Raw genomic sequence first — 19,492 nt, forward strand, 5'->3', positions numbered from 1 at the left:
GGACGTCAACTCGCATCGCCGAAAACGCCGCCACGGATCATCACGGCCATGACGAAGTGTTGCTGCTCGACAGGCGGCGTCTTGTCCCTGAGCAACCAGTCATCCAGTAACGTGTAGAAATCCTGCGTCTGCTTGGGCTGACGATACGCCTTGCCTTGCGTCGTAACAGAGCCGTACGGCTCGACGGCAATCGGTCCGAGTTCGTGTGCGTCCGGGTACCACGTGTCGATCGTCCGCACAGCGTTTCCGATCTTTTGCGAGTGAATGGCTGCCACGTTCTGCACGTCGTAGAGCGTTTTGCTTTTCCGGCTGCTGCCCTTATCGAGAATCAGCTCTTGTGACGGAAACACTTCCTGTCCGAACCCGAGGCGCACGTAGGCTGTGACCTGCAACAGCACATGCGCATCGCCGGTCAGGCCGTCGGCTATCAGTTGACCCAGCGCCGCGACATCCGAATCGAATTCGTTCATCGCGCGAAGACTGACGGACAGGGCGTCGAAGGACCAGGCTCGTTCAGATTGGCCGTTCTTCTGTTGCGCCACGTCCACCTGGACGCTTTCCGCCCCGATGCGGTTGCGCCAAAGGAAGCGTCCGTTAGCCACATTGGCCGCATAACGGGTCGCCAATTCGGTATAGCCTTGTTGCGCGACGTAGCCATCAACGACGCCTTGCAGCTTCGCCCGGTAAGGTGCGCTATTACAGGCCGATGGCGTGCCCGCGCCTGACAGCACTCGCAGTGTGAACTGCACTCTGAGCGTGTCGGCATCGGCCGGCAACGTCGCGACATCGACAGTTTGCAAGTTGGGATTCTGGATAGACGCATCCAGCTTCGCCGGATCCTGATCCTTGGTCTTCTGACGGTTGGAGATCGTGCCGCGCACCGATTTCTCACGAATACGAATCGGTGTCCATGCCGACGCATCGCCGCGATCGTCCCAGCGGCCTGAGTGGAACAACGCATCGGATGGATCCAGTTTGCGCTCGAAGGCGAGGACGGATGCAGTAGTGAGTTTTTCAGACATATCTTAGCTTAACTAAATGAAGTGATGAAACGACGTGATGAGCCCGGCGTGGGCTACATTGATTCAATCGAATTCGAGGGTCTCGGTATCGGCCCGTGAGGCAGCCGAGTCATTGAACACGTAACCGCTTCGGCAGCGATATAAACCGGTCGCAAGATCGGTTTCCGGCCGCCACATCAGTTCATGGACGCTGCTCAGTCGATGGGGGCCGATCCATTCGCCGAACGAGTAGACCGACTCCACGAAGACGAAGGGTGTGGAAGCATCGCGCGCGTTGGCGACGCTGCCGGCAGGATGCGGCTCTCGGAGCGCCGCGTATCCCACGGGTATCGGCACGGTCCAGCCGCCGCCCTTTTGCCTGGCGGGGTCTGCCCATCGCAGCTTTTTACTCGATGTTTCCTGAGCGTCGCCCTCCGACACGGGCTGATGATTGAACCGCGCCGCGTGTAGCCAGGCATCGAGCAACGTAGCGCCGGACTGTTCGCTACTCAGTGTGCGAAGACGATCGGTCAGCAGATCGTCGCGCCCAACCAGCGCATGGCCTGGCAGCCACTGGCGTCGCCAACGAGCGAAGGCGCGTGTCTTTTCATCTTGGTCTTCGGGAAGCAATGCCATCCACGGCCGTGTGCGTCGTCCCGGTTTGGGACGAGTCGGAAGCACGCTCCCGCCAGCGATGCGCATACGCGCGACCACTTCGCCCATCTGCGCAGCCCATTCGGCAAATTGCGCTTCGTGATTCAGTGGCCACGGAGCGCTGACACCGTTGTTCGCGTGCGGTGTGACCAAAAAAAGCAAGGTAACGTCCAGATGCATCCGGCCTTCTTCTGCAATGGCCGCAGTCTGGCCGCTGCTATCGAGGGGATTGCGCGTCAGGCGAAAGGTCTTGACGTATCCTTCCGTTACCTGCTCTTCGTGGTGATGGCACACCACGCCCACCGCGTCGAGCTTGATGGGTAGATGAGCGGCAACGAGCTTGCGTTGCAATGCCCACATGAGCCCCGTGAAGGCGGTAATGGACGGGAAGCCATGTGTGAGGGGGCTCGATATGGCGTTGGCGTTTTGCACGCGCAGATGCGGCAGTACGAGCAGCGCCTCGGGAGCGTTTGATCTGGTCATGTCTGTGACCCTGTTAGCTGGTTATTGCGCATCGGGAATCGAGCCGCTCACGTACGGCCCGTAGGTGTTGCATCCAGCTACCCTCATCGTCCAGGAGGATTCTTCGCCATTCGCGAGACTCGAAGTATCCGACCTCGGGTAGCTTGTCCCGCAGCCGGGCATTGAGCCATTTGCCGAAACGTTCTCCCACATGAGCGGGCCAGTCCAGCGACAACCAGCGGCCGGCGAACTCGCCTTCTTCCGGCAATTCGGCCCGAAGCGGATCGAGCCACAGTTGCTCCTCTTCCGCCAAATCTTCAAAGGCTTCGTCCCTCGTCCAGCCCGCCGGATGCTGGAGCAGTTCGCCGGCGTAGGCGACGAGTTCATCGACAAGCTCGTTGACGAGCTCGCCGACGCGATCGCGCGTGTGCATGTTCTTCGGTCGGCTGCCTAACAGTACGGACTCGAGTTCGCGCAGGACCGTACGCACCAACGGGCGCGCGCCGAATGCTCTTTCGAAGATGGAGCGCGCATTGACGGGAAGGTAGTGGCGCTGGCTTTGCCAGACGGGCGGTGGCAGCGACGACAGTAAGTAGCTGTTCCCGCCGCGTTCGCTATTGAGTTGGGAAATGTTCTGCGGCTTCGTGCCTCCTAACTTCTGAACGGCGAGATCACGGTATTCTCGGTACACGCCGTCGAAGGGCAAGCCGTCGCGGCGAGCTTGCCGGGCGAGCTTGTTCTGCTCGCCGAAACGCACGTCTTGAACGTCCTCGTAAAGCGCTTGAGCGAGCGAGGTGGCGTACAGCGGCGCGAGAAGATGATATTGCGCATCGTCAGCGGCATCTTCACCTACGAGCCAATACAACTGCTTGGCTCTTACATGTGAGATAGCGCCGGCATCGCGCTCGTCGGTCAGGCTGACTAGTGCGTCTCTTAGTGACTTGGCTTTGGCGGGTTCATCGTCGAGCGCTTGCAGCGCGTCTGTGTCATTGGCACGAAGGGCCTCCAGCAAGCTGCGCCCCCGGATCTGCAGCTTTAACAGCTTGTACACATCCAGTGCTGCTGCGTTTCCCACGACATCTACCGCAAACTGACTGCCGAGCGCGTGACTGCCTAAGTCGTTCAGCGCCGGCAGACTGGATGGTGTTACGTAGATGTTGGTGCCGCGTGCCTCGGGATGCATCGGTTTCAGGGAATGCGTCACGGCTTGAATCTGCTTGACGCGCCGCGCTGCGCTTTCGAGCCACGTGTCGCGTTGATGGTCCGCAATGAGTTCGGTTCGCTTGGGATCTTCGGGCGCCAGCTTATCGAGCTTTGTTCGAAGCCGGTCAAGCAGAAATGCATCGATCGCGGAACGAAAGCTCGGACAGTCTTCCGTCGCATTTTCATCGGTCATATAGGAATCCGTATTAAAAGAAATTTGCAAAACAGCAACCAGAGCCATGGTCGGCGCGGCTAGGAGCGCCGCGCGCCGACCGAAGCATAATCTTCAGTCAGAAACCAGTCAACCTTTAGAATTTCGGATATCGAACTAAGGTAGAATGCGCGCCGCATGCAGTGGTTTAATGCTTGTTCTACTGAACAGGTAGCTGAGCAAAGTCAGCCTTTTGGCGTCGTCGATTCCTGCCGCAGAGGCAGCGCACCCTCACTTCTTCGTGAAGCCCAATGCCGGGTGATATCTCCAGCCGTCTTCCGACTCAGGCAAGCTCACGGTCGCCATGCTCTGAGCACTGTTGAGGAGACTCTGATCGCGGGCGGCGGCCCATTGCCGAAGCAGATCAATGAGCTCGACCTGAAACCAAGGGGCAATGCGCGGGCCGCTCAGGTCAGATTCCGGCACCAGGCATAGAAGATTGCGAATATCCACGAATTGCGCTTTCTTCCCGTCCGACTGATCGAGGACGCGATGCAGGCGCACCTCGTCCTCGTCCTCCGTGGGCAGCAACACCACGTCTTCCCGTGGCTGAGATTCGCGGCGGAATCGCTGCAACTGTGGCAGTACACCGGTCAGCCAGATTCGCGTCTGCCGGCCTTCCCGACTGTACCAATGCCGCGTGGCATCGCGCGACACGGGCGTGTAGAGTCGGCTGGTTTCGTCGCGCGGCAACATGGTGTCACGCATGCGGGCGTGCTCTAGGTCGGCCAGGCGGGAACGCGGATGCAGCTGTTTCGGCTGCTGAATGCGGGGCTGCGCATCGATAGGCCAATCATTGTCGGAAGGAGGCAGATCCAGCAAGCTGCTCAACTGATGCGACTCCAGATGGAAGCACGTCTGCGAGTCTTTCTTGCGGTCGCCGCTATTGCCGCTGTACCTGTTCATTTCGAAGCCGGGCTTACAGAAGGCAGGCTGTGCATCGCCGCCCCGTTCGAAGTACCGCAAGTTCGTATCGAACAGCGCGATATTCGCCCGCTCGACGAGCCCGGACCGGTGGCGTCGCACACGCCCCGCGAGCTGGATGAACGAGCGCATCGACGACGGTTCGGCGATCGCCCAGTCCGCATCCCAGTCTCGACCGACTTCGCAGACCGGCGACGCAAGGACCACGAACATGTGATGCGGCTCATCGTGCGCTTCCAGCAAAGCGCGCACGGAAGGATGCTGCACCGATGACTGTCTCGCGTGCGCACTCGGGCGGCGATCGAACACGGCATCCAACTGCTGCTCGATGTGCGAGCGCGCGATAAGCGGGAATTGCGAGTGATACACGCAAGGGTGCACGCGCACGCCCTCTGCCGGTGACCCCTGCCGATACATCGCCAGTGCGACATCGAACAGCGCGTCGATATTTGCCATCCGAACCAGGCCGAAACTCACGCGCTTGCCTGTCGCAGGATCGACGGTGTGGTTCTGCGCGTCCTGGTGCAAGGTCCACGCGCGCTCGAGTGCAAGCGATGCGAAGGCTTCACGGCGCTTGTGCTTGCGCATCGCTTTCCATTCATGCACGGGCACTCTTATCAATTGCACTCGTCGTCGGACTTCCGCCTCGGCAAGATGTGAACAGCGCTTTTGCACGAACTCATCGTGCACTGCTGAGAATTCGTTTCCACTGGCGCAGTCCGCATGAGTTTGCGCGAACTCGTCGACCCACAGACAGGGCACACGCGGCGGTTCGTCGGGCCGCTCGCTACGATTACGTTGATAGTGGCGCCGACCATCCAGGTAAGCGAGATACAGCCCTTGCACCAGCGCCGGCGGCAGCGTAGCCGAAGACAGCAGCACGCGCGAACCAAGGAGCCCCGCCCAATGCACGAGCCGCGTCAGCGCGGGTAGGTCGTCCATGTCGAAATCGTCTGGCTCGTCGAGAACCAGATCGCCAGTCATCAGCCGCAGCATCGGTGCAATTTGGCGCCCTCCGCGCAGGCTTTCGGTGGCGGGCGTCAGGTGATCGACGGTGCAGACGAGCAACGGGGCCGCGATCAACGAACGCATCTGCGGATCATCGACTAATCGCTGAAGAAGGGGATGCTGATCGTTGCCCTCGAACAGCACCTGCCCCCCTTCGTCGAGCAATCCTTGAGCGGAGGCAGAGCCGGTCGATTCGGCCTGACTCTCTCCATATTCGAATAACGCGCGGCTGGCCGCTCCGCCCACCATGATCGCGACTCGGTCGTCGTTCAGCGCGAGATCGCCCTGGAAGCTGCGTCCGGTTTGCAACGTAAGCGTACGCAGGCCGATTGCAAACGCGCAGCGCATACCCAACTGTGGGTCGGCAAGCGCGTTCATGATCCGTGCGTTGCCGATTGTTTTGCCGCAGCCCGTGGATGCCATGTTGACCACGAACGCACCGTGCTCGGCCGCGCGTAATCGCACACCGGCAGCGAGATCGGTTGCTTTGTCCTGCCATTGGAAGCGTGGGTCGGTGTTGCGCTTCTTAAGGCTGCGATGGTTCCGAAGCGTGGGCAGGCTTCGGACCAGCGTCGGCAGCGAACGCGTTATGAGAGAAGCATGTGCTTGCACGCCGAGCAGGTGCTCATCTAGCGTTTGATTGAACGACAGACGCGGCAACTGATCGGGGCTCGCTTGACGGCGGGTGTTGGCGTACAGCGGATATCCGGGATTGAGATAGGGCTTGCGACGCGCTTCGTCATCAAGACTCGAATAATGGTGATCCGCGAGCATCAGACATAACCGCGACACGTGCATCACGAACGGATCGTCTAGCGCGGTGGTCATGTCCGAATTCGGCAGATTCAGGAGCTTGCTTGCGTAGCGTGCCGCTTGCTTTCGCCAGGACGAAGTGGCGACCGGAAGGCCGCAGGGAAAAGACCAGTGCGCCTTTAGAATGGCCTCGCTTACTTCTTCACGAGGTTCATTCCAGTTCGCGTCGATTCGGTCAGGTAGATCGACAAGTTCGTGCGGATAGACGGTTGCGAGGTTTGCCCCGAAAGGGCGGGAATTGTGCTCGGTTGTGTCGACATCGGCGTCTGCGCTTTCATCCTCTTTCACGATCGGCTTGCACGGCATGCGGTGATGCGTCATGACCAGCCATGCCACGGCCTGGGCCAGAGGCGGCATTGTCGCGAACGGCAAGCGACTGCGCGCTTGGGGCTCATCGAGTCCGTCGCGTAGCAGGCGACCGCCTTGGTGATCGAGCCACTGCGCCCCGAACGCCTGCACATCGGTGGACGCATCGGTACACGATGCCAGGCGACGCAGCCAGTCTGCATCGTCTTTCGCGTCACCGACGAACGCCTGGAACAAGCGCACGGATACCCATTCATGACGGTAGTGATTGCGCTGCCTCATGCCGGGATTGCGCAATCGGTCCTGAAAGGCCCGGGTGGATTTTCCCAGGTCATGCAGCAGAGCGGCTAGTGCGGTCAGTGCCGACATCGCGGGTAGCCGGTGCCACGCGGTTTCATCGTCGACACGCAACACGTCGTTCGAGGTGACGTTCGTCGGCACTGCTCCTTCGGGATTGAATTGCCGTGCATCACCGACGATCCACAGAAGCTCGCTGTGGTCACGCGCCCGTATCCAATGGCAAGCGACGGCCGTGTTCTTGCGCGCGTTTTGGCGCAACAGCTTGCGTACCGTATCGAGTCCCCCTTGCGTGATTGGCGTCTGCCAAGTGCGGTCGCCGCGCCGTTCGGCGAACTGGTCGAGAACGCGCCGTGTCTCAGTGAGCGCGCGCTTGGTACATTGCGAGACGAACAGCACGTTCATCGGAGGACAACGGGTGGGTTGGCGCGGGCTGCAGTTTCGATGGCGATGGCTTTCAGCGTGTCGATGATGAAGTCCAGTGACTCGTCGCGCGTGAGCGCCTCGATGCATTGCCGGCGGAACTGCTGCTCGTCGTCGCCGCGCATGGCCGACAAGAATGCCTGCGGCAGTATCACGGCATCCTTGATCAAATCGGCCGCATCGAACACGAGCGCACCGCGTCGCGTTTTGCCGTGCAACACAGCGAGTCCGTGGGGCAGGCCCAGAACCCAGGTTGCCGTGGCGCCGAGGCCGTAGCCGAGATAGTTGCCGTGATCGAGGAAACGATTGGCGGCATCGGTGCCGCTGCCACGTTTCGCGCGAGTAAATTCCCCGTAGCCGACGGTGTCCACCGCGAGCTTGAAGAGAGCCTTGGTCAGGCGAGCTTCGACGGTGAGCAGCGCGGTAGTGTCCGGTGCATGCGCGATTTGATCGACAGCCTGCCGCACGAGTGTCTGCAAACGGTCGACGTCGACGGAGAATCCAGTCTCTCGCGACGGTTGTGCGGTCCACGCCTGCTGAAGTCGTTCGAGCCGCTTTGTCTGCAACTGCTTGGCAGCGGCTAGGCGCAGCGCTTCGTCGAACCAGAAGCGAACCCACGCCTGAAGATACTCGGTCGGCCGGTATTCGCTTTGAGGCGACATCCACGCCACTTCGACGTCAGTCTCGTTCGCGCTGAAGAGCGGCGTGCCGCCACCGCCGCAAAAGCCCACCAGCACTCCCGCCTTGGCGAGCTCGCGCATGGCCGCCTGCGTGACGGACGTGCCTGTTCCGAGCAGGATACTGGTTGTATTGGCGATCGGGATATTCCAATAGAGGCTTTTCTTACCCGCGTCAGTCACATATTCGACGCGTCCGCCCTTCACGAGTACGCGGCAATGTTCCAAGTAGTACAGATTGGCGCGCTTTGAATGCAGGATGGTCTTAAGGTCCGTAGTCCGTATCGATTCCACGCTGCCTCGAATGTTTGTGAAGAGTCTGATTGGTCGTTGTGGGATCGACTCTAGCAGAGGGGTAATCGATTGTCGTACTCGGGAATCGTCAATTTTGCGCTGGCGCAAGGAGGGCGAGCGGTGAGGGTTTGTTTATGGTCTTTCCGGGTGGTTATTAGCTGTGTGGCGGCAGCGGATGGCAGGAACCGTTGCTAACTGGCTTGCAACGCTTTGTAAGCTGCGTACGCGGCAGCGAACAGCGATCCGCCGCAAGATCGAGGACGGCAAGTTTTCTAAGGTGCCTACGCGGCAGCGAACGATATGACCCGGCGCACACCGGTGATTCGGCGCTTCTAAGCTGCCTACGCGGCAGCGAACTCCGGGCGCGTCCATCGGTCTTTTCTAAGCTGCCTACGCGGCAGCGAACGCGCGCGACCTCGTCGCGCCGTACGGCATCAATTTCTAAGCTGCCTTCGCGGCAGCGAACCCCATGAACAAGCTGAGCGACATTCAGTCGATTTTCTAAGCTGCCTACGCGGCAGCGAACGCGAAGGCCCTGATGTCGGCGAAGATCAACGATTTCTAAGCTGCCTACGGGGCAGCGAACACGGCACTCTTCGTCATGCTCAACCCGAGCACTTTCTAAGCTGCCTACGCGGCAGCGCACAGGTTTTCAGGAAGATGCCGACGCTGCGCAGTTTTCTAAGCTGCCTACGCGGCAGCGAACGACGAGATCCACATCCGCCGTTTGCAGGGCGATTTCTAAGCTGGCTACGCGGCAGCGAACGCCGCATGGATTAATGGTGCATCGGCGCGACGTTTCTAAGCTGCTTACGCGGCAGCGAACCGCCACTCCTGGTACTTCTCGTAAAAGTAATCTTTCTAAGCTGCCTACGCGGCAGCGAACGCTGGTGGGGCGACGATCCGCTTCACCTGATCTTTCTAAGCTGCCTACGCGGCAGCGAACAGCGTGCGCGATATCTGAAGATTTGCCACATATTTCTAAGCTGCCTACGCGGCAGCGAACACGGAGTTTGACATCACGACTCCGCCCCGGCTTTTCTAAGCTGCCTACGCGGCAGCGAACGCAGGACGACGTACTGACGACAGTCATGGTCTGTTTCTAAGCTGCCTACGCGGCAGCGAACCACGTAACGATCCGCGCGGGCAGTCGTCTGCTTTTCTAAGCTGCCTACGCGGCAGCGAACGTTGATCGTGGAAACCTTCGAGGAGTTGTTCGACTTTCTAAGCTGCCTACGCGGCAGCGAACGCTTGCAAGACACGCTGCAAGATGCGCGGTGGTTTCTAAGCTGCCTACGCGGCAGCGAACTATGGCGCGCCACACGCTGAGCGTCCAGGCGATTTTCTAAGCTGCCTACGCGGCAGCGAACGATCATCATCTCCGCGCGGAAGGTGTCGTATTTTTCTAAGCTGCCTACGCGGCAGCGAACGAGCGCGGGCGGTGTCTCAAGCGCTGGATATTTTTCTAAGCTGCCTACGCGGCAGCGAACTGCTACTGCGACGATAGTCTCACCAGGGACCATTTCTAAGCTGCCTACGCGGCAGCGAACGCCGAGGGCGTTTTCGGCGCGCGAGCTGCGGCTTTCTAAGCTGCCTACGCGGCAGCGAACGGGCGACGGCACTGGAAGCGGAGATTCTCGCATTTCTAAGCTGCCTACGCGGCAGCGAACGCGTCATGCAGGTGACAGCGAGCGACACGATCTTTTCTAAGCTGCCTACGCGGCAGCGAACCGACTTTCGGCTCGGCGTGGGGACGTTCGGCGTTTCTAAGCTGCCTACGCGGCAGCGAACGGCAACTCTCACCTCGACCGCCTGCGCGAAGATTTCTAAGCTGCCTACGCGGCAGCGAACCGGACGGCAATCCGACGGCGGATCCGTCCGAGTTTCTAAGCTGCCTACGCGGCAGCGAACGTCGGACAGGGCTTGCGCAAGGCCTGCGCTCGTTTCTAAGCTGCCTACGCGGCAGCGAACAGCACTTCGATGTTGTCGACCGAGTCGGAAAGTTTCTAAGCTGCCTACGCGGCAGCGAACCCGCTCGCTTACGCCGAAGGTCTGCTCGTCGATTTCTAAGCTGCCTACGCGGCAGCGAACGCGCAGCACGAGGCCGCCCGAACCCGTTCCCTTTTGTAAGCTGCCTACGCGGCAGCGAACGATGACAACGCATGACGACTGACCCGCGCGACTTTCTAAGCTGCCTACGCGGCAGCGAACGCGCCGCGAAGCTTCCGCATCGCGGTCGGCTATTTCTAAGCTGCCTACGCGGCAGCGAACTTATCGAGAAAAACATCGAGGCGGTTGCGGTAGTTTCTAAGCTGCCTACGCGGCAGCGAACGTGGCCTACCGCGGCGCCGTAACATTCGACGATTTCTAAGCTGCCTACGCGGCAGCGAACTAGACACAAAACATGCGAACACTTTGATTCAAAGAGACATTTCCCTCGCCAGACCTAGATAACCCAAAACCCCGCCACCATCGCAAGACCTTGATTCAAAAGGCGAGAAGGAGCCCGACGAAAAAAAGGCTTAACCGGCAATCGTCGCATCGTCTGCACCCGGTCCCACGATTTTACCGACCGACGTCGCCGGCCAACACATCCACGATGACCGACTGCGTGTCAAAGCGTGCCGCTGGACGGTCAAATGTGGAAAGCGAACAACCACCGCCGTACCGCGCAGGATCGGCTTACGCATCATCGACGCGGATGTCCCGGCGCTGCGGCGACCAGCACGTAATGACCGGCGAGCCGTGCTTCAGACGGCGCCAAGACAACTGAACCACGACCGCACAAACGACAAAGCCCCGGCCGAAGCCAGGGCTCTCTCAGCAGTCAGTGCAACACAAACCGCCCGTCGCGCCTAACTAATCAACCAGCAATCACGCCCAATTGGCGTGAAAGCTCCCCGCCTTATCCGTCCGCTCGAACGTATGCGCGCCGAAGAAGTCCCGCTGCGCCTGCACCAGATTCGCCGGCAGCCGCTCCGACCGATACGCATCGAAATACGCAATCGCTGATGAAAACGCCGGCACCGGAATACCCGCCTTCACCGCCGCGACGACGACATCGCGCAATGCGTCCTGATACTTCGCGGCAATATCGCTGAAATAAGGATCGAGCAGCAGATTCGCGAGGTCTTTATTCGTCGCATAAGCATCCGTGATCTTCTGCAAAAAGCGCGCGCGAATAATGCAGCCCGCCCGGAAAATCTTCGCGATCTCGCCGTATTGCAGATTCCAGTTGTACTCTTCCGACGCCGCGCGCAACTGCGCGAAGCCCTGCGCATAAGAAACGATCTTCGACAGATACAGCGCACGCCGCACCGACTCGATGAACGCCGCGCGATCGCCGTCGAACTTCGGCGTCGGCCCCGACAGCACCTTGCTCGCCGCCACGCGCTGATCCTTCAGCGACGACAGCACGCGCGCAAACACCGCTTCCGTAATCAGCGGCAGCGGCGCGCCGAGATCCAGCGCGTTCTGGCTCGTCCACTTGCCCGTGCCCTTTTGCGCCGCGCGATCCAGAATGACATCGACCAAATCCTTGCCTGTTTCCTCGTCCTTCTTCGAGAAAATCTTTGACGTGATCTCGATCAGGTAGCTGTCCAGCTCGCCCTGGTTCCACTCGACATAGACCTTGCCCAACTCTTCGTTCGACAGCCCCGCGACGCGCTTCAGCACATCGTAGCTTTCGGCGATCAGCTGCATGTCGCCGTACTCGATGCCGTTGTGCACCATCTTCACGAAATGGCCCGCGCCGTCCGGGCCCATGTAGGCGACGCACGGCTCGCCGTCCGGCGCTTTCGCGGCGATTTCAGTGAGGATCGGGGCGACCAATTCGTACGCTTCCTTCTGTCCGCCCGGCATGATCGACGGCCCTTTCAGCGCGCCTTCCTCGCCGCCGGACACGCCCGTGCCGATGAAATGCAGCCCCGACTTCGCGAGGTCCTGATTGCGGCGGATGGTGTCGGTGAAATGCGTGTTGCCGCCGTCGATGAGGATGTCGCCCTTCTCCAGCAGCGGACGCAGCGCCGCGATGGTGTCGTCGGTGCCGGCGCCGGCTTTCACCATCATCAGAATGCGGCGCGGCGTTTCGAGCGACTGCACGAACTCTTCGAGCGTGTACGTGGGCACGAGCTTCTTGTCGGGGTGTTCGGCAATCAGTTCGTCGGTTCTGGCGCGGCTGCGGTTGTAGACCGACACAGCGTGCCCGCGGCTCTCGATATTCAAGGCCAGATTGCTGCCCATGACGGCGAGACCCACCACGCCGATAGCTTGTTTGCTCATGCTTGATCTCCGAATGACCGAAGCGATCGCGGCTCGTGGCGCGTGTCGCTTCGGGAAAGAAACGTGTCGATTGAATGCGGGCTTCGCGCGGGAGGGGTCGTCCTCATGTCCGACCGGCGAAGGATTGCGCCGCCGCCCGGCCGGTGCGCGAGCGCAGACCGCCCGAATTTACCACTTCGGGCGTTATCCGGCAGCGTGCGCGGTTGTGCGCGGCGCGGTTCGCCGGCATAGAATGGACGCCCGCCATCGGCGCAACACGCCAAGAGCCACGCAATCAACGAATCATGGCGCTTTCCCGGCGCACGCGAGCGCATCACTATTCGGTTTATGTCGTCGAACTCTCGGACGCGGTCTGGAATGAGGCGCGCTTTCGTCGTGCGAATCCGGATTACGTGCTCGGCAAGCCGTTCGTGTATGTCGGCATGACGGGCGTGGACCCGGACGTGCGTTTCGACAAGCACAAGGCGGGCATCCAGTCGAACCGTTATGTGCGCGATTTCGGGCTGCGACTCTTGCCGCACCTGTACGAGATGTACAACCCGATGCCCTACGACGGCGCACGCGACATGGAAGTGGAGCTTGCGATCGGCTTGCGCGAAGCGGGTTACGGGGTTTGGCAGGCGTAAAAGCGAAGATCCAACAACTATTGCGATAAGGAGCGAGACATGCGGATTCTGGTCGTAGGCGCGGGGGCGATCGGCGGTTATTTCGGCGCGCGGCTTTTGGAAGCGGGCAGGGACGTGACCTTTCTCGTGCGTGAACGCCGCGCCGAGCGGCTGCGCGAAAGCGGCCTGAACGTGCGAAGCCCTGAAGGCGATTTGACGTTTGCCAATCCGCCTATCGTTCTCGCGCAGGATATCGATCAGCCTTTCGATCTCATTCTGCTGAGTTGCAAAGCCTACGATCTGCAAGGCGCGATCGATTCCTTTGCGCCCGCCGTCGGTCCCAACACGGCCATCTTGCCGCTCCTGAACGGCATGGCTCATCTCGATGCGCTCGACGCGCGTTTCGGCGCCGCGAACGTGCTCGGCGGCCAATGCGTGATCGCCGCAACGCTCGATGCAGAAGGCACGACCCTGCATCTGAACAACATGCAGTCGATGACCATCGGCGAGCGCGCGGGCGGCCGGACGCCGCGCATCGACGCCATCGCGCAGCAACTCGGCGGCGCGCGCTTCGAACTGAATGTGAGCGAGAACGTCCTCCAGTCGATGTGGGACAAGTGGGTCTTTCTCGCGACGCTCGCAAGCGGCACGTGTCTCATGCGCGCGCCGATCGGCGACATCGTGGCCGCGCCGGGCGGCGAAGAGCTGCTGCGTCGGCTATTCGACGAGTGCCGCGGCATCGCCGCCGACAACGGCCACGCGCCCGGCGACGCGGTGCTCGCGCGTGCGCGTGCGTTCTTCTCCGAGCGCGGTTCGCAGATGACGGCCTCGATGCTGCGCGATATCGAGAACAACGCGCCGATCGAAGCGGATCACATCGTCGGCGATTTGCTCGCGCGGCGAAAGTCCGCGGTGGATGCGTCGTCGTCCGTGCTGGCAACGGCGTATGCGCATCTGAAGGCATATGAAGCAAGGCGGGCGCGGGCGTCGCACGCTTGAATCGACGCGCGGGCCGCTTTTGCACGGCGGCCGGACGCTGTACGCTCTCGGCTTTTGCCCTTGTTCGCGCCATGCCACCGGATTCCCCGCGTCCCACGATTCCCGAACTTTTCTTAGGTTTTCTGACGCTCGGCCTCACGGCGTTCGGCGGCGCGCTGCCGCTCGCGCGACGCGAGATCGTCGAGCGCCGCAAATGGCTCGACGCCGAAGCCTTCACCGATCTGCTCGGCCTCTGCCAGTTTCTGCCGGGCGGCAACGTGATCAATCTGTCCGTGGCTGTCGGCATGCGCTTTCGCGGCGTGCCGGGCGCGATTGCCGGTCTGCTCGGTCTGCTCGTCGGGCCGTCGCTGATCGTGATCGGCCTCGGCGTCATCTATCAGCGCACGCATCATGATCCGCGCGTCGCGCATCTCTTCGCAGGGCTCGCGGCGGCTGCGGCGGGACTTCTGATCGCGATGGCCGTGAAGCTGCTCTGGCCGCTGCGCCAGAAGCCGGAGGCCGCCGCCGTCGCGCTCGTGATGTTCGCGGGCATCGCGTTGCTGCGCACGCCGCTTCTTCCGTCGATGCTCGTGCTCACGCCCATTTCCGTGCTGATCGCGTGGAAGGTGCGCCGATGAAAGACGATCTGTTCTCGCTCGCAGCCATCTTCAGCCAGCTGTCCTTGCTCGCGTTCGGCGGCGGCAACACCATCCTGCCGGAGATGCAGCGGCAAGTCGTGCAGGTGCATCACTGGATGACGAAGGCGGATTTCTCGGCGCTCTTCGCGCTCGCGCAGGCCGCGCCGGGGCCGAACATGATGGTCGTCACGCTGATCGGCTGGCATGTCGCGGGATGGCCGGGCGTGCTGGTGACGTCGCTCGCGAAGTTCGGGCCGTCGTCGCTCGTGACGATTCTCGCGCTGCACGCGTGGGAGCGCTTCAAGGACCGCCCGTGGCGGCGCTATGTGCAGCTCGGGCTGGTGCCGATTACCGTCGGACTCGTCGCGGCGAGCGCGCTGCTGATTGCCGAGGCGTCGGACCGCGAGGCGGTGCTCGTCGGCATCACGGCGGCGGTCGCGGTGCTCGCGTACAAGACGAAGCTGCATCCGCTGTGGCTGCTCGCGGGCGGCGCGATGATCGGGCTGTCGGGCTTCGGGCAGTGACCGAACAACGGCGTAATTGATTGTGACTGGCGGTTCTTCGGAAGCAAACGAGCGACGGCAAGCCGTAACGGCGCGCTGATGTCCGGCTCGGTGCAGTAACCGACGAATGACTAGCTGTCGCGCTTCGGCCACTAACCGGCCGAGCGCCAGCCTGGCAGGCTTCCTGCTGATTCTCACGACGATGCAAACACGAGGAACGCGCCATGACCATGACCACCGAATACGCGAAGACCGCGCCCGACCGCAGCGAAATCGACGCGATGACCGCGCCGACCGTCGTCGAATTCGGCACGGACTGGTGCGGCTTCTGCCGCGCGGCGCAGCCGCTGATCGCGCAGGCGTTTCAGGCGCATCGCGGCGTGCATCACATCAAGATCGAGGATGGCAGCGGCCGCCCGCTCGGCCGATCCTTCCGCGTGAAGCTGTGGCCGACGCTCATCTTCATGCTTGAAGGCAAGGAAGTCGCGCGCCTCGTGCGCCCGGGCGACGTCGGAGAAATTCGCGACGCGCTCGCGCTCATCGACGAGCCGCTCGCCGAATAATCGCTCGCGCTTCTTAGCGCGCTCAGGGTTATCGCCAGCAAGACAGCGCCGCGCCTGACTTGTATGATGACCCGATGACTTTGCACCCGTCCACGCCGCGCCTGTTCGAAAAGATTCCGCCTCGCGCGTTATCGGACACGGTCGCGCAGCAATTGCAGACGCTGATCGAGAACGGCAGTTTCGCCGCGAGCGGCAAGCTGCCGAGCGAAGCCGTGCTCGCGCAGGAGTTCGGCGTGAGCCGCACGGTGATCCGCGAAGCCGTCTCGCGTCTGAAGAACGAAGGCATGGTCGAGCCGCGGCAGGGCAGCGGCGTGTTCATCGTGGAGCGGGCGGGCATCCGGCCGCTGCGCATCGACTATGCGCAGGCCGTCGAGCCGGGCGCGGTGGTGCAGATTCTCGCGCTGCGTCGCGCCATCGAAGCCGAAGTGGCATCCGAAGCTGCGATGCATCGCACGGACGCGCACTTGCAGGCTATCGACGCGGCGCTCGGCCGTATCGACGAAGCCGTGCGCGAAGGGCGCGACGGCGTGGCCGAAGACGTGGCGTTTCATCGCGAGATCGCGAACGCGACCGGCAATCCGTATTTTTTGAAGACGCTCGCTTTTCTCAATCAGTATCTGGAGGCGGGCACGGTCGTCACGCGCCGCAACGAAGCGCTGCGCGAGGACTTCTCGCGGCAGGTGCGCGAAGAGCATGCCGCGATCGCCGACGCCATCCGCGCGGGCGACGCCGTCGCCGCGCGCAACGCCGCGCAGACGCATCTGATCAACGCCGCGCGCCGTCTCGCGGAAGCGGGCATTCGCTAACACTTCACATCAAACCAGAGGAACGCCATGTCGAGAAACGTCGGAGTCATCGGGCTGGGCGCGATGGGAATGGGCGTCGCGCGCTCGCTCTTGCGGGCGGGATTCGCCGTCCATGCGTGCGACGTGCGCCGCGACGTGCTCGACGCCTTCGCGGCACAAGGCGGCATCGCGTGTGCGTCGCCGGCGGAATTGGGCGGCAAGTGCGATGTCGTCGTGACGCTCGTCGTCAACGCGGCGCAGACGGAAGCCGTGCTGTTCGGCGAGTCCGGCGCCGTCGACGCGATGAAGCCGGGCAGCGTCGTGCTGGCCTGCGCGACGGTCGCGCCCGCGTTCGCCGTGCAACTGGGCGAACGCATCGCACAAAAAGGCGTGCTGATGCTCGACTCGCCCGTGTCCGGCGGCGCGGCGAAGGCCGCATCCGGCGAAATGACGATGATGACTTCCGGCCCCGCCGCCGCCTACGCCGCGTGCGAAGACGTGCTCGACGCGATGGCCGGCAAGGTGTATCGGCTCGGCGACGCGCACGGCGCGGGCTCGAAGGTCAAGATCATCAATCAACTGCTCGCGGGCGTGCATATCGCGGCGGCCGCCGAAGCGATGGCGCTCGGCCTGCGCGAAGGCGTCGACCCGGAGGCGCTCTATGACGTCATCACGCACAGCGCGGGCAATTCGTGGATGTTCGAGAACCGCGTGCCGCATATCCTCGCGGGCGACACCACGCCGCTTTCCGCCGTCGATATTTTCGTGAAAGACCTGGGCCTTGTGCTCGATACGGCGCGCACCACGAAGTTTCCGCTGCCGCTTTCGGCGGCCGCGCATCAGATGTTCATGATGGCGTCGACGGCCGGGTACGGCGGCGAGGACGATTCCTCGGTCATCAAGATCTTTCCCGGCATCGAGCTTCCGAAAGGGGCGAAGTGACGCCAGATGCAGTAAGCCGAGCCGCCACAAAGACACTGAAGGAGAACACGCGATGCCCCGCTTCGCCGCGAATCTGACGATGATGTACCCCGAACACGCGTTCCTCGACCGCTTCGCCGCCGCCGCGAAAGACGGCTTCAAGGCGGTCGAATTCCTGTTCCCGTACGACTTTCCCGCCGCCGACATCAAGGCGCGCCTGACCGACAACGGCCTCACGCAGGCGCTTTTCAACGCGCCGCCCGGCGACTGGGCGGCGGGCGAGCGCGGCATCGCGTCGTTGCCGGGGCGCGAGGACGAGTTCCGGCGAAGCATCGACAAGGCGCTCGAATACACGGCGGCGCTCGGCAACAAGAGGCTGCACGTGATGGCCGGCCTCATCGCGCCGGATCAGCCGCGCGACGAGCACGGCGCCGTTTATCTGCGCAATCTCGAATACGCGGCGAAAGCGGCGCAGACGGCGGGCGTCGGCATCGTGATCGAGCCGATCAACACGCGCGATATTCCCGGCTTCTTCCTGAATCGACAAGACGAGGCGCAAGCCATCTGCGATGAAATCGGCGCGCCGAATCTGCAAGTGCAGTTCGACATCTATCACTGCCAGATCGTCGAAGGCGATATCGCCGTGAAACTCAAGCGCGACATGAAGCGGCCGAACGCCGGCATCGGGCACATTCAGATTGCGGGCGTGCCGGACCGCAACGAGCCGGATATCGGCGAGCTGAACTATCCGTATCTCTTCGAACTGATCGATTCGCTCGGCTACGACGGATGGATCGGCTGCGAATACCGGCCGAAAGCGGGCACGTCCGAAGGTCTCGGCTGGCTGAAGCCCTATCTTTGATGCTTGTGATGCGTTCCGGAGCGACGACATGAAAATTCTGATCACGGGCGGCGCGGGCTTCCTCGGCCAGCGGCTCGCCAAGCGGTTGCTTGCGCGCGGCACGCTCGACGGCCAGCCGGTCACCGAACTGCTGTTGCTCGACGTGGCGCGTCCCGCCGACGCGCATCTGCTCGCCGACCCGCGCGTGCGCGCCGAGACCGGCGACATCGCGGAGCGCGCGGTGCTGGAACGCTGCATCGACGGCGAGACGCGCGCCATCTTTCATCTCGCGGCCATCGTCTCCGGTCAGGCCGAAGCGGAGTTCGATCTCGGCATGCGCATCAACCTGGACGCATCGCGCACGCTGCTCGAAGTGTGCCGCGCGTCGGGGCACGCGCCGCGCGTCGTGTTCACGAGCTCGGTCGCGGTGTATGGCGGCGTGCTGCCGGACATCGTGCAGGACGACACGGCGCTGAACCCGCAAACGTCGTATGGAACGCAGAAGGCCATTGCCGAACTGCTGCTCTGCGATTACTCGCGGCGCGGTTTCGTGGATGGCCGCGTGCTGCGGCTGCCGACCATCAGCGTGCGGCCGGGCAAGCCGAACGCGGCGGCGTCGTCGTTCGCGAGCGGCATCATTCGCGAGCCGCTGAACGGCGAACGCTCGGTGTGTCCGGTGGACGGCGACACGCGGCTGTGGCTGCTTTCGCCGAAGAGCGCCGTCGATGCGCTGATCGCCGGCTGCGAGATCGATCGCGCCGAGTTCGGCATGCGGCCGATCATCAATCTGCCGGGGTTGTCGGTGAGCGTGAACGAGATGGTCGCGGCGCTGCGCGAAGTGGCGGGCGACGAGGTCGTGTCGCGCATCGACTGGCAGCGCGACGAGCGCATCGCGAAGATCGTCGCAAGCTGGCCGGGCGCGTGGGATACGTCGCGCGCCCAGCAACTGGGACTGACGGGCGACCGGTCGTTCGCTGACGTGATTCGCGCTTATATCGAGGAAATGCGCGGGTAGCCGCGCAAGTCGGCGAGAGCTCATGCGGAAGCGGCGAGGCAGAACTGTCGGGTGATGCCGCCGCCGACGCCTCTTAGCCGCGTTCGTCG

Annotated in this window: 15 protein-coding genes and 1 CRISPR repeat array; of the genes, 9 read left to right on the forward strand and 6 right to left on the reverse strand. The window is 62.4% G+C overall.

The window, feature by feature from the left end; genetic code table 11:
* Window positions 1-5: 5 nt before the first annotated feature.
* The 6 genes from csy3 to gndA all read right to left on the reverse strand — a co-directional run bounded on the left by csy3 (window position 6) and on the right by gndA (window position 12,554).
* Window positions 6-1,022: a type I-F CRISPR-associated protein Csy3 gene (gene csy3 / locus HWX53_RS10975; protein WP_175940880.1), complete on the reverse strand. Its 1,017-nt coding sequence runs from the start codon at window positions 1,020-1,022 to the stop codon at window positions 6-8.
* 63 nt (window positions 1,023-1,085) lie between these two features.
* Window positions 1,086-2,138 (reverse strand): type I-F CRISPR-associated protein Csy2, encoded by a 1,053-nt coding sequence (gene csy2 / locus HWX53_RS10980; RefSeq protein ID WP_175940881.1) that lies wholly within the window; start codon window positions 2,136-2,138, stop codon window positions 1,086-1,088.
* A gap of 13 nt (window positions 2,139-2,151) precedes the next feature.
* Window positions 2,152-3,561, reverse strand: a complete 1,410-nt coding sequence (gene csy1, locus HWX53_RS10985; protein WP_244140073.1) for a type I-F CRISPR-associated protein Csy1 — start codon at window positions 3,559-3,561, stop codon at window positions 2,152-2,154.
* Window positions 3,562-3,762: 201 nt separating this feature from the next.
* Window positions 3,763-7,284, reverse strand: a complete 3,522-nt coding sequence (cas3f, locus tag HWX53_RS10990) for a type I-F CRISPR-associated helicase Cas3f (RefSeq protein ID WP_175940882.1) — start codon at window positions 7,282-7,284, stop codon at window positions 3,763-3,765.
* Window positions 7,281-8,273, reverse strand: a complete 993-nt coding sequence (gene cas1f, locus HWX53_RS10995; RefSeq protein WP_175942338.1) for a type I-F CRISPR-associated endonuclease Cas1f — start codon at window positions 8,271-8,273, stop codon at window positions 7,281-7,283. Before cas1f ends, cas3f begins: the two co-directional genes overlap by 4 nt.
* A 209-nt stretch (window positions 8,274-8,482) precedes the next feature.
* A CRISPR array of direct repeats spans window positions 8,483-10,665; the repeat unit is 28 nt; unit sequence TTTCTAAGCTGCCTACGCGGCAGCGAAC.
* A 482-nt stretch (window positions 10,666-11,147) separates the two neighbouring features.
* The gene (gene gndA / locus HWX53_RS11000; RefSeq protein ID WP_175940883.1) at window positions 11,148-12,554 is read right to left on the reverse strand and encodes an NADP-dependent phosphogluconate dehydrogenase; all 1,407 of its coding nucleotides are present in this window, start codon (window positions 12,552-12,554) and stop codon (window positions 11,148-11,150) included.
* 284 nt (window positions 12,555-12,838) lie between these two features.
* Here gndA and HWX53_RS11005 point away from each other — a divergent pair, with 284 nt between their 5' ends.
* From HWX53_RS11005 to denD, 9 genes are all read left to right on the forward strand, one after another.
* Window positions 12,839-13,180 carry a hypothetical protein gene (locus HWX53_RS11005; RefSeq protein ID WP_175940884.1) on the forward strand — a complete coding sequence of 114 codons (342 nt, stop codon included), beginning with the start codon at window positions 12,839-12,841 and terminating at the stop codon, window positions 13,178-13,180.
* Between the two features lie 39 nt (window positions 13,181-13,219).
* Complete coding sequence (gene panE / locus HWX53_RS11010) at window positions 13,220-14,158, forward strand: 2-dehydropantoate 2-reductase (protein ID WP_175940885.1); 939 nt, start codon at window positions 13,220-13,222, stop codon at window positions 14,156-14,158.
* 71 nt (window positions 14,159-14,229) lie between these two features.
* A complete protein-coding gene (locus HWX53_RS11015; protein WP_175940886.1) occupies window positions 14,230-14,775 on the forward strand; it encodes a chromate transporter in 546 nt (181 codons plus the stop codon).
* Window positions 14,772-15,299: a chromate transporter gene (locus HWX53_RS11020; protein WP_175940887.1), complete on the forward strand. Its 528-nt coding sequence runs from the start codon at window positions 14,772-14,774 to the stop codon at window positions 15,297-15,299. Before HWX53_RS11015 ends, HWX53_RS11020 begins: the two co-directional genes overlap by 4 nt.
* 203 nt (window positions 15,300-15,502) lie before the next feature.
* Window positions 15,503-15,841 (forward strand): thioredoxin family protein, encoded by a 339-nt coding sequence (locus HWX53_RS11025; RefSeq protein WP_175940888.1) that lies wholly within the window; start codon window positions 15,503-15,505, stop codon window positions 15,839-15,841.
* 101 nt (window positions 15,842-15,942) lie between these two features.
* A complete protein-coding gene (locus HWX53_RS11030) occupies window positions 15,943-16,647 on the forward strand; it encodes a FadR/GntR family transcriptional regulator (RefSeq protein WP_175942340.1) in 705 nt (234 codons plus the stop codon).
* Between the two features lie 27 nt (window positions 16,648-16,674).
* Window positions 16,675-17,568 carry an L-threonate dehydrogenase gene (gene ltnD / locus HWX53_RS11035; RefSeq protein WP_175940889.1) on the forward strand — a complete coding sequence of 298 codons (894 nt, stop codon included), beginning with the start codon at window positions 16,675-16,677 and terminating at the stop codon, window positions 17,566-17,568.
* 52 nt (window positions 17,569-17,620) lie between these two features.
* Window positions 17,621-18,409 carry a 2-oxo-tetronate isomerase gene (gene otnI / locus HWX53_RS11040; RefSeq protein WP_175940890.1) on the forward strand — a complete coding sequence of 263 codons (789 nt, stop codon included), beginning with the start codon at window positions 17,621-17,623 and terminating at the stop codon, window positions 18,407-18,409.
* Between the two features lie 28 nt (window positions 18,410-18,437).
* A complete protein-coding gene (denD, locus tag HWX53_RS11045; RefSeq protein WP_175940891.1) occupies window positions 18,438-19,403 on the forward strand; it encodes a D-erythronate dehydrogenase in 966 nt (321 codons plus the stop codon).
* Window positions 19,404-19,492 lie beyond the last annotated feature (89 nt).

Origin of the sequence: Caballeronia sp. BCC1704, from assembly GCF_902833455.1 — a bacterium.
Taxonomy (GTDB): domain Bacteria; phylum Pseudomonadota; class Gammaproteobacteria; order Burkholderiales; family Burkholderiaceae; genus Caballeronia.

Coding starts and splice junctions, on each gene's coding strand:
- csy3 (WP_175940880.1), bottom strand. CDS start 1,022: ATGTCTGAAAAACTCACTACTGCATCCGTCCTCGCCTTCGAGCGCAAA.
- csy2 (WP_175940881.1), bottom strand. CDS start 2,138: ATGACCAGATCAAACGCTCCCGAGGCGCTGCTCGTACTGCCGCATCTG.
- csy1 (WP_244140073.1), bottom strand. CDS start 3,561: ATGGCTCTGGTTGCTGTTTTGCAAATTTCTTTTAATACGGATTCCTAT.
- cas3f (WP_175940882.1), bottom strand. CDS start 7,284: ATGAACGTGCTGTTCGTCTCGCAATGTACCAAGCGCGCGCTCACTGAG.
- gndA (WP_175940883.1), bottom strand. CDS start 12,554: ATGAGCAAACAAGCTATCGGCGTGGTGGGTCTCGCCGTCATGGGCAGC.
- HWX53_RS11005 (WP_175940884.1), top strand. CDS start 12,839: ATGGCGCTTTCCCGGCGCACGCGAGCGCATCACTATTCGGTTTATGTC.
- panE (WP_175940885.1), top strand. CDS start 13,220: ATGCGGATTCTGGTCGTAGGCGCGGGGGCGATCGGCGGTTATTTCGGC.
- HWX53_RS11015 (WP_175940886.1), top strand. CDS start 14,230: ATGCCACCGGATTCCCCGCGTCCCACGATTCCCGAACTTTTCTTAGGT.
- HWX53_RS11020 (WP_175940887.1), top strand. CDS start 14,772: ATGAAAGACGATCTGTTCTCGCTCGCAGCCATCTTCAGCCAGCTGTCC.
- HWX53_RS11025 (WP_175940888.1), top strand. CDS start 15,503: ATGACCATGACCACCGAATACGCGAAGACCGCGCCCGACCGCAGCGAA.
- ltnD (WP_175940889.1), top strand. CDS start 16,675: ATGTCGAGAAACGTCGGAGTCATCGGGCTGGGCGCGATGGGAATGGGC.
- otnI (WP_175940890.1), top strand. CDS start 17,621: ATGCCCCGCTTCGCCGCGAATCTGACGATGATGTACCCCGAACACGCG.
- denD (WP_175940891.1), top strand. CDS start 18,438: ATGAAAATTCTGATCACGGGCGGCGCGGGCTTCCTCGGCCAGCGGCTC.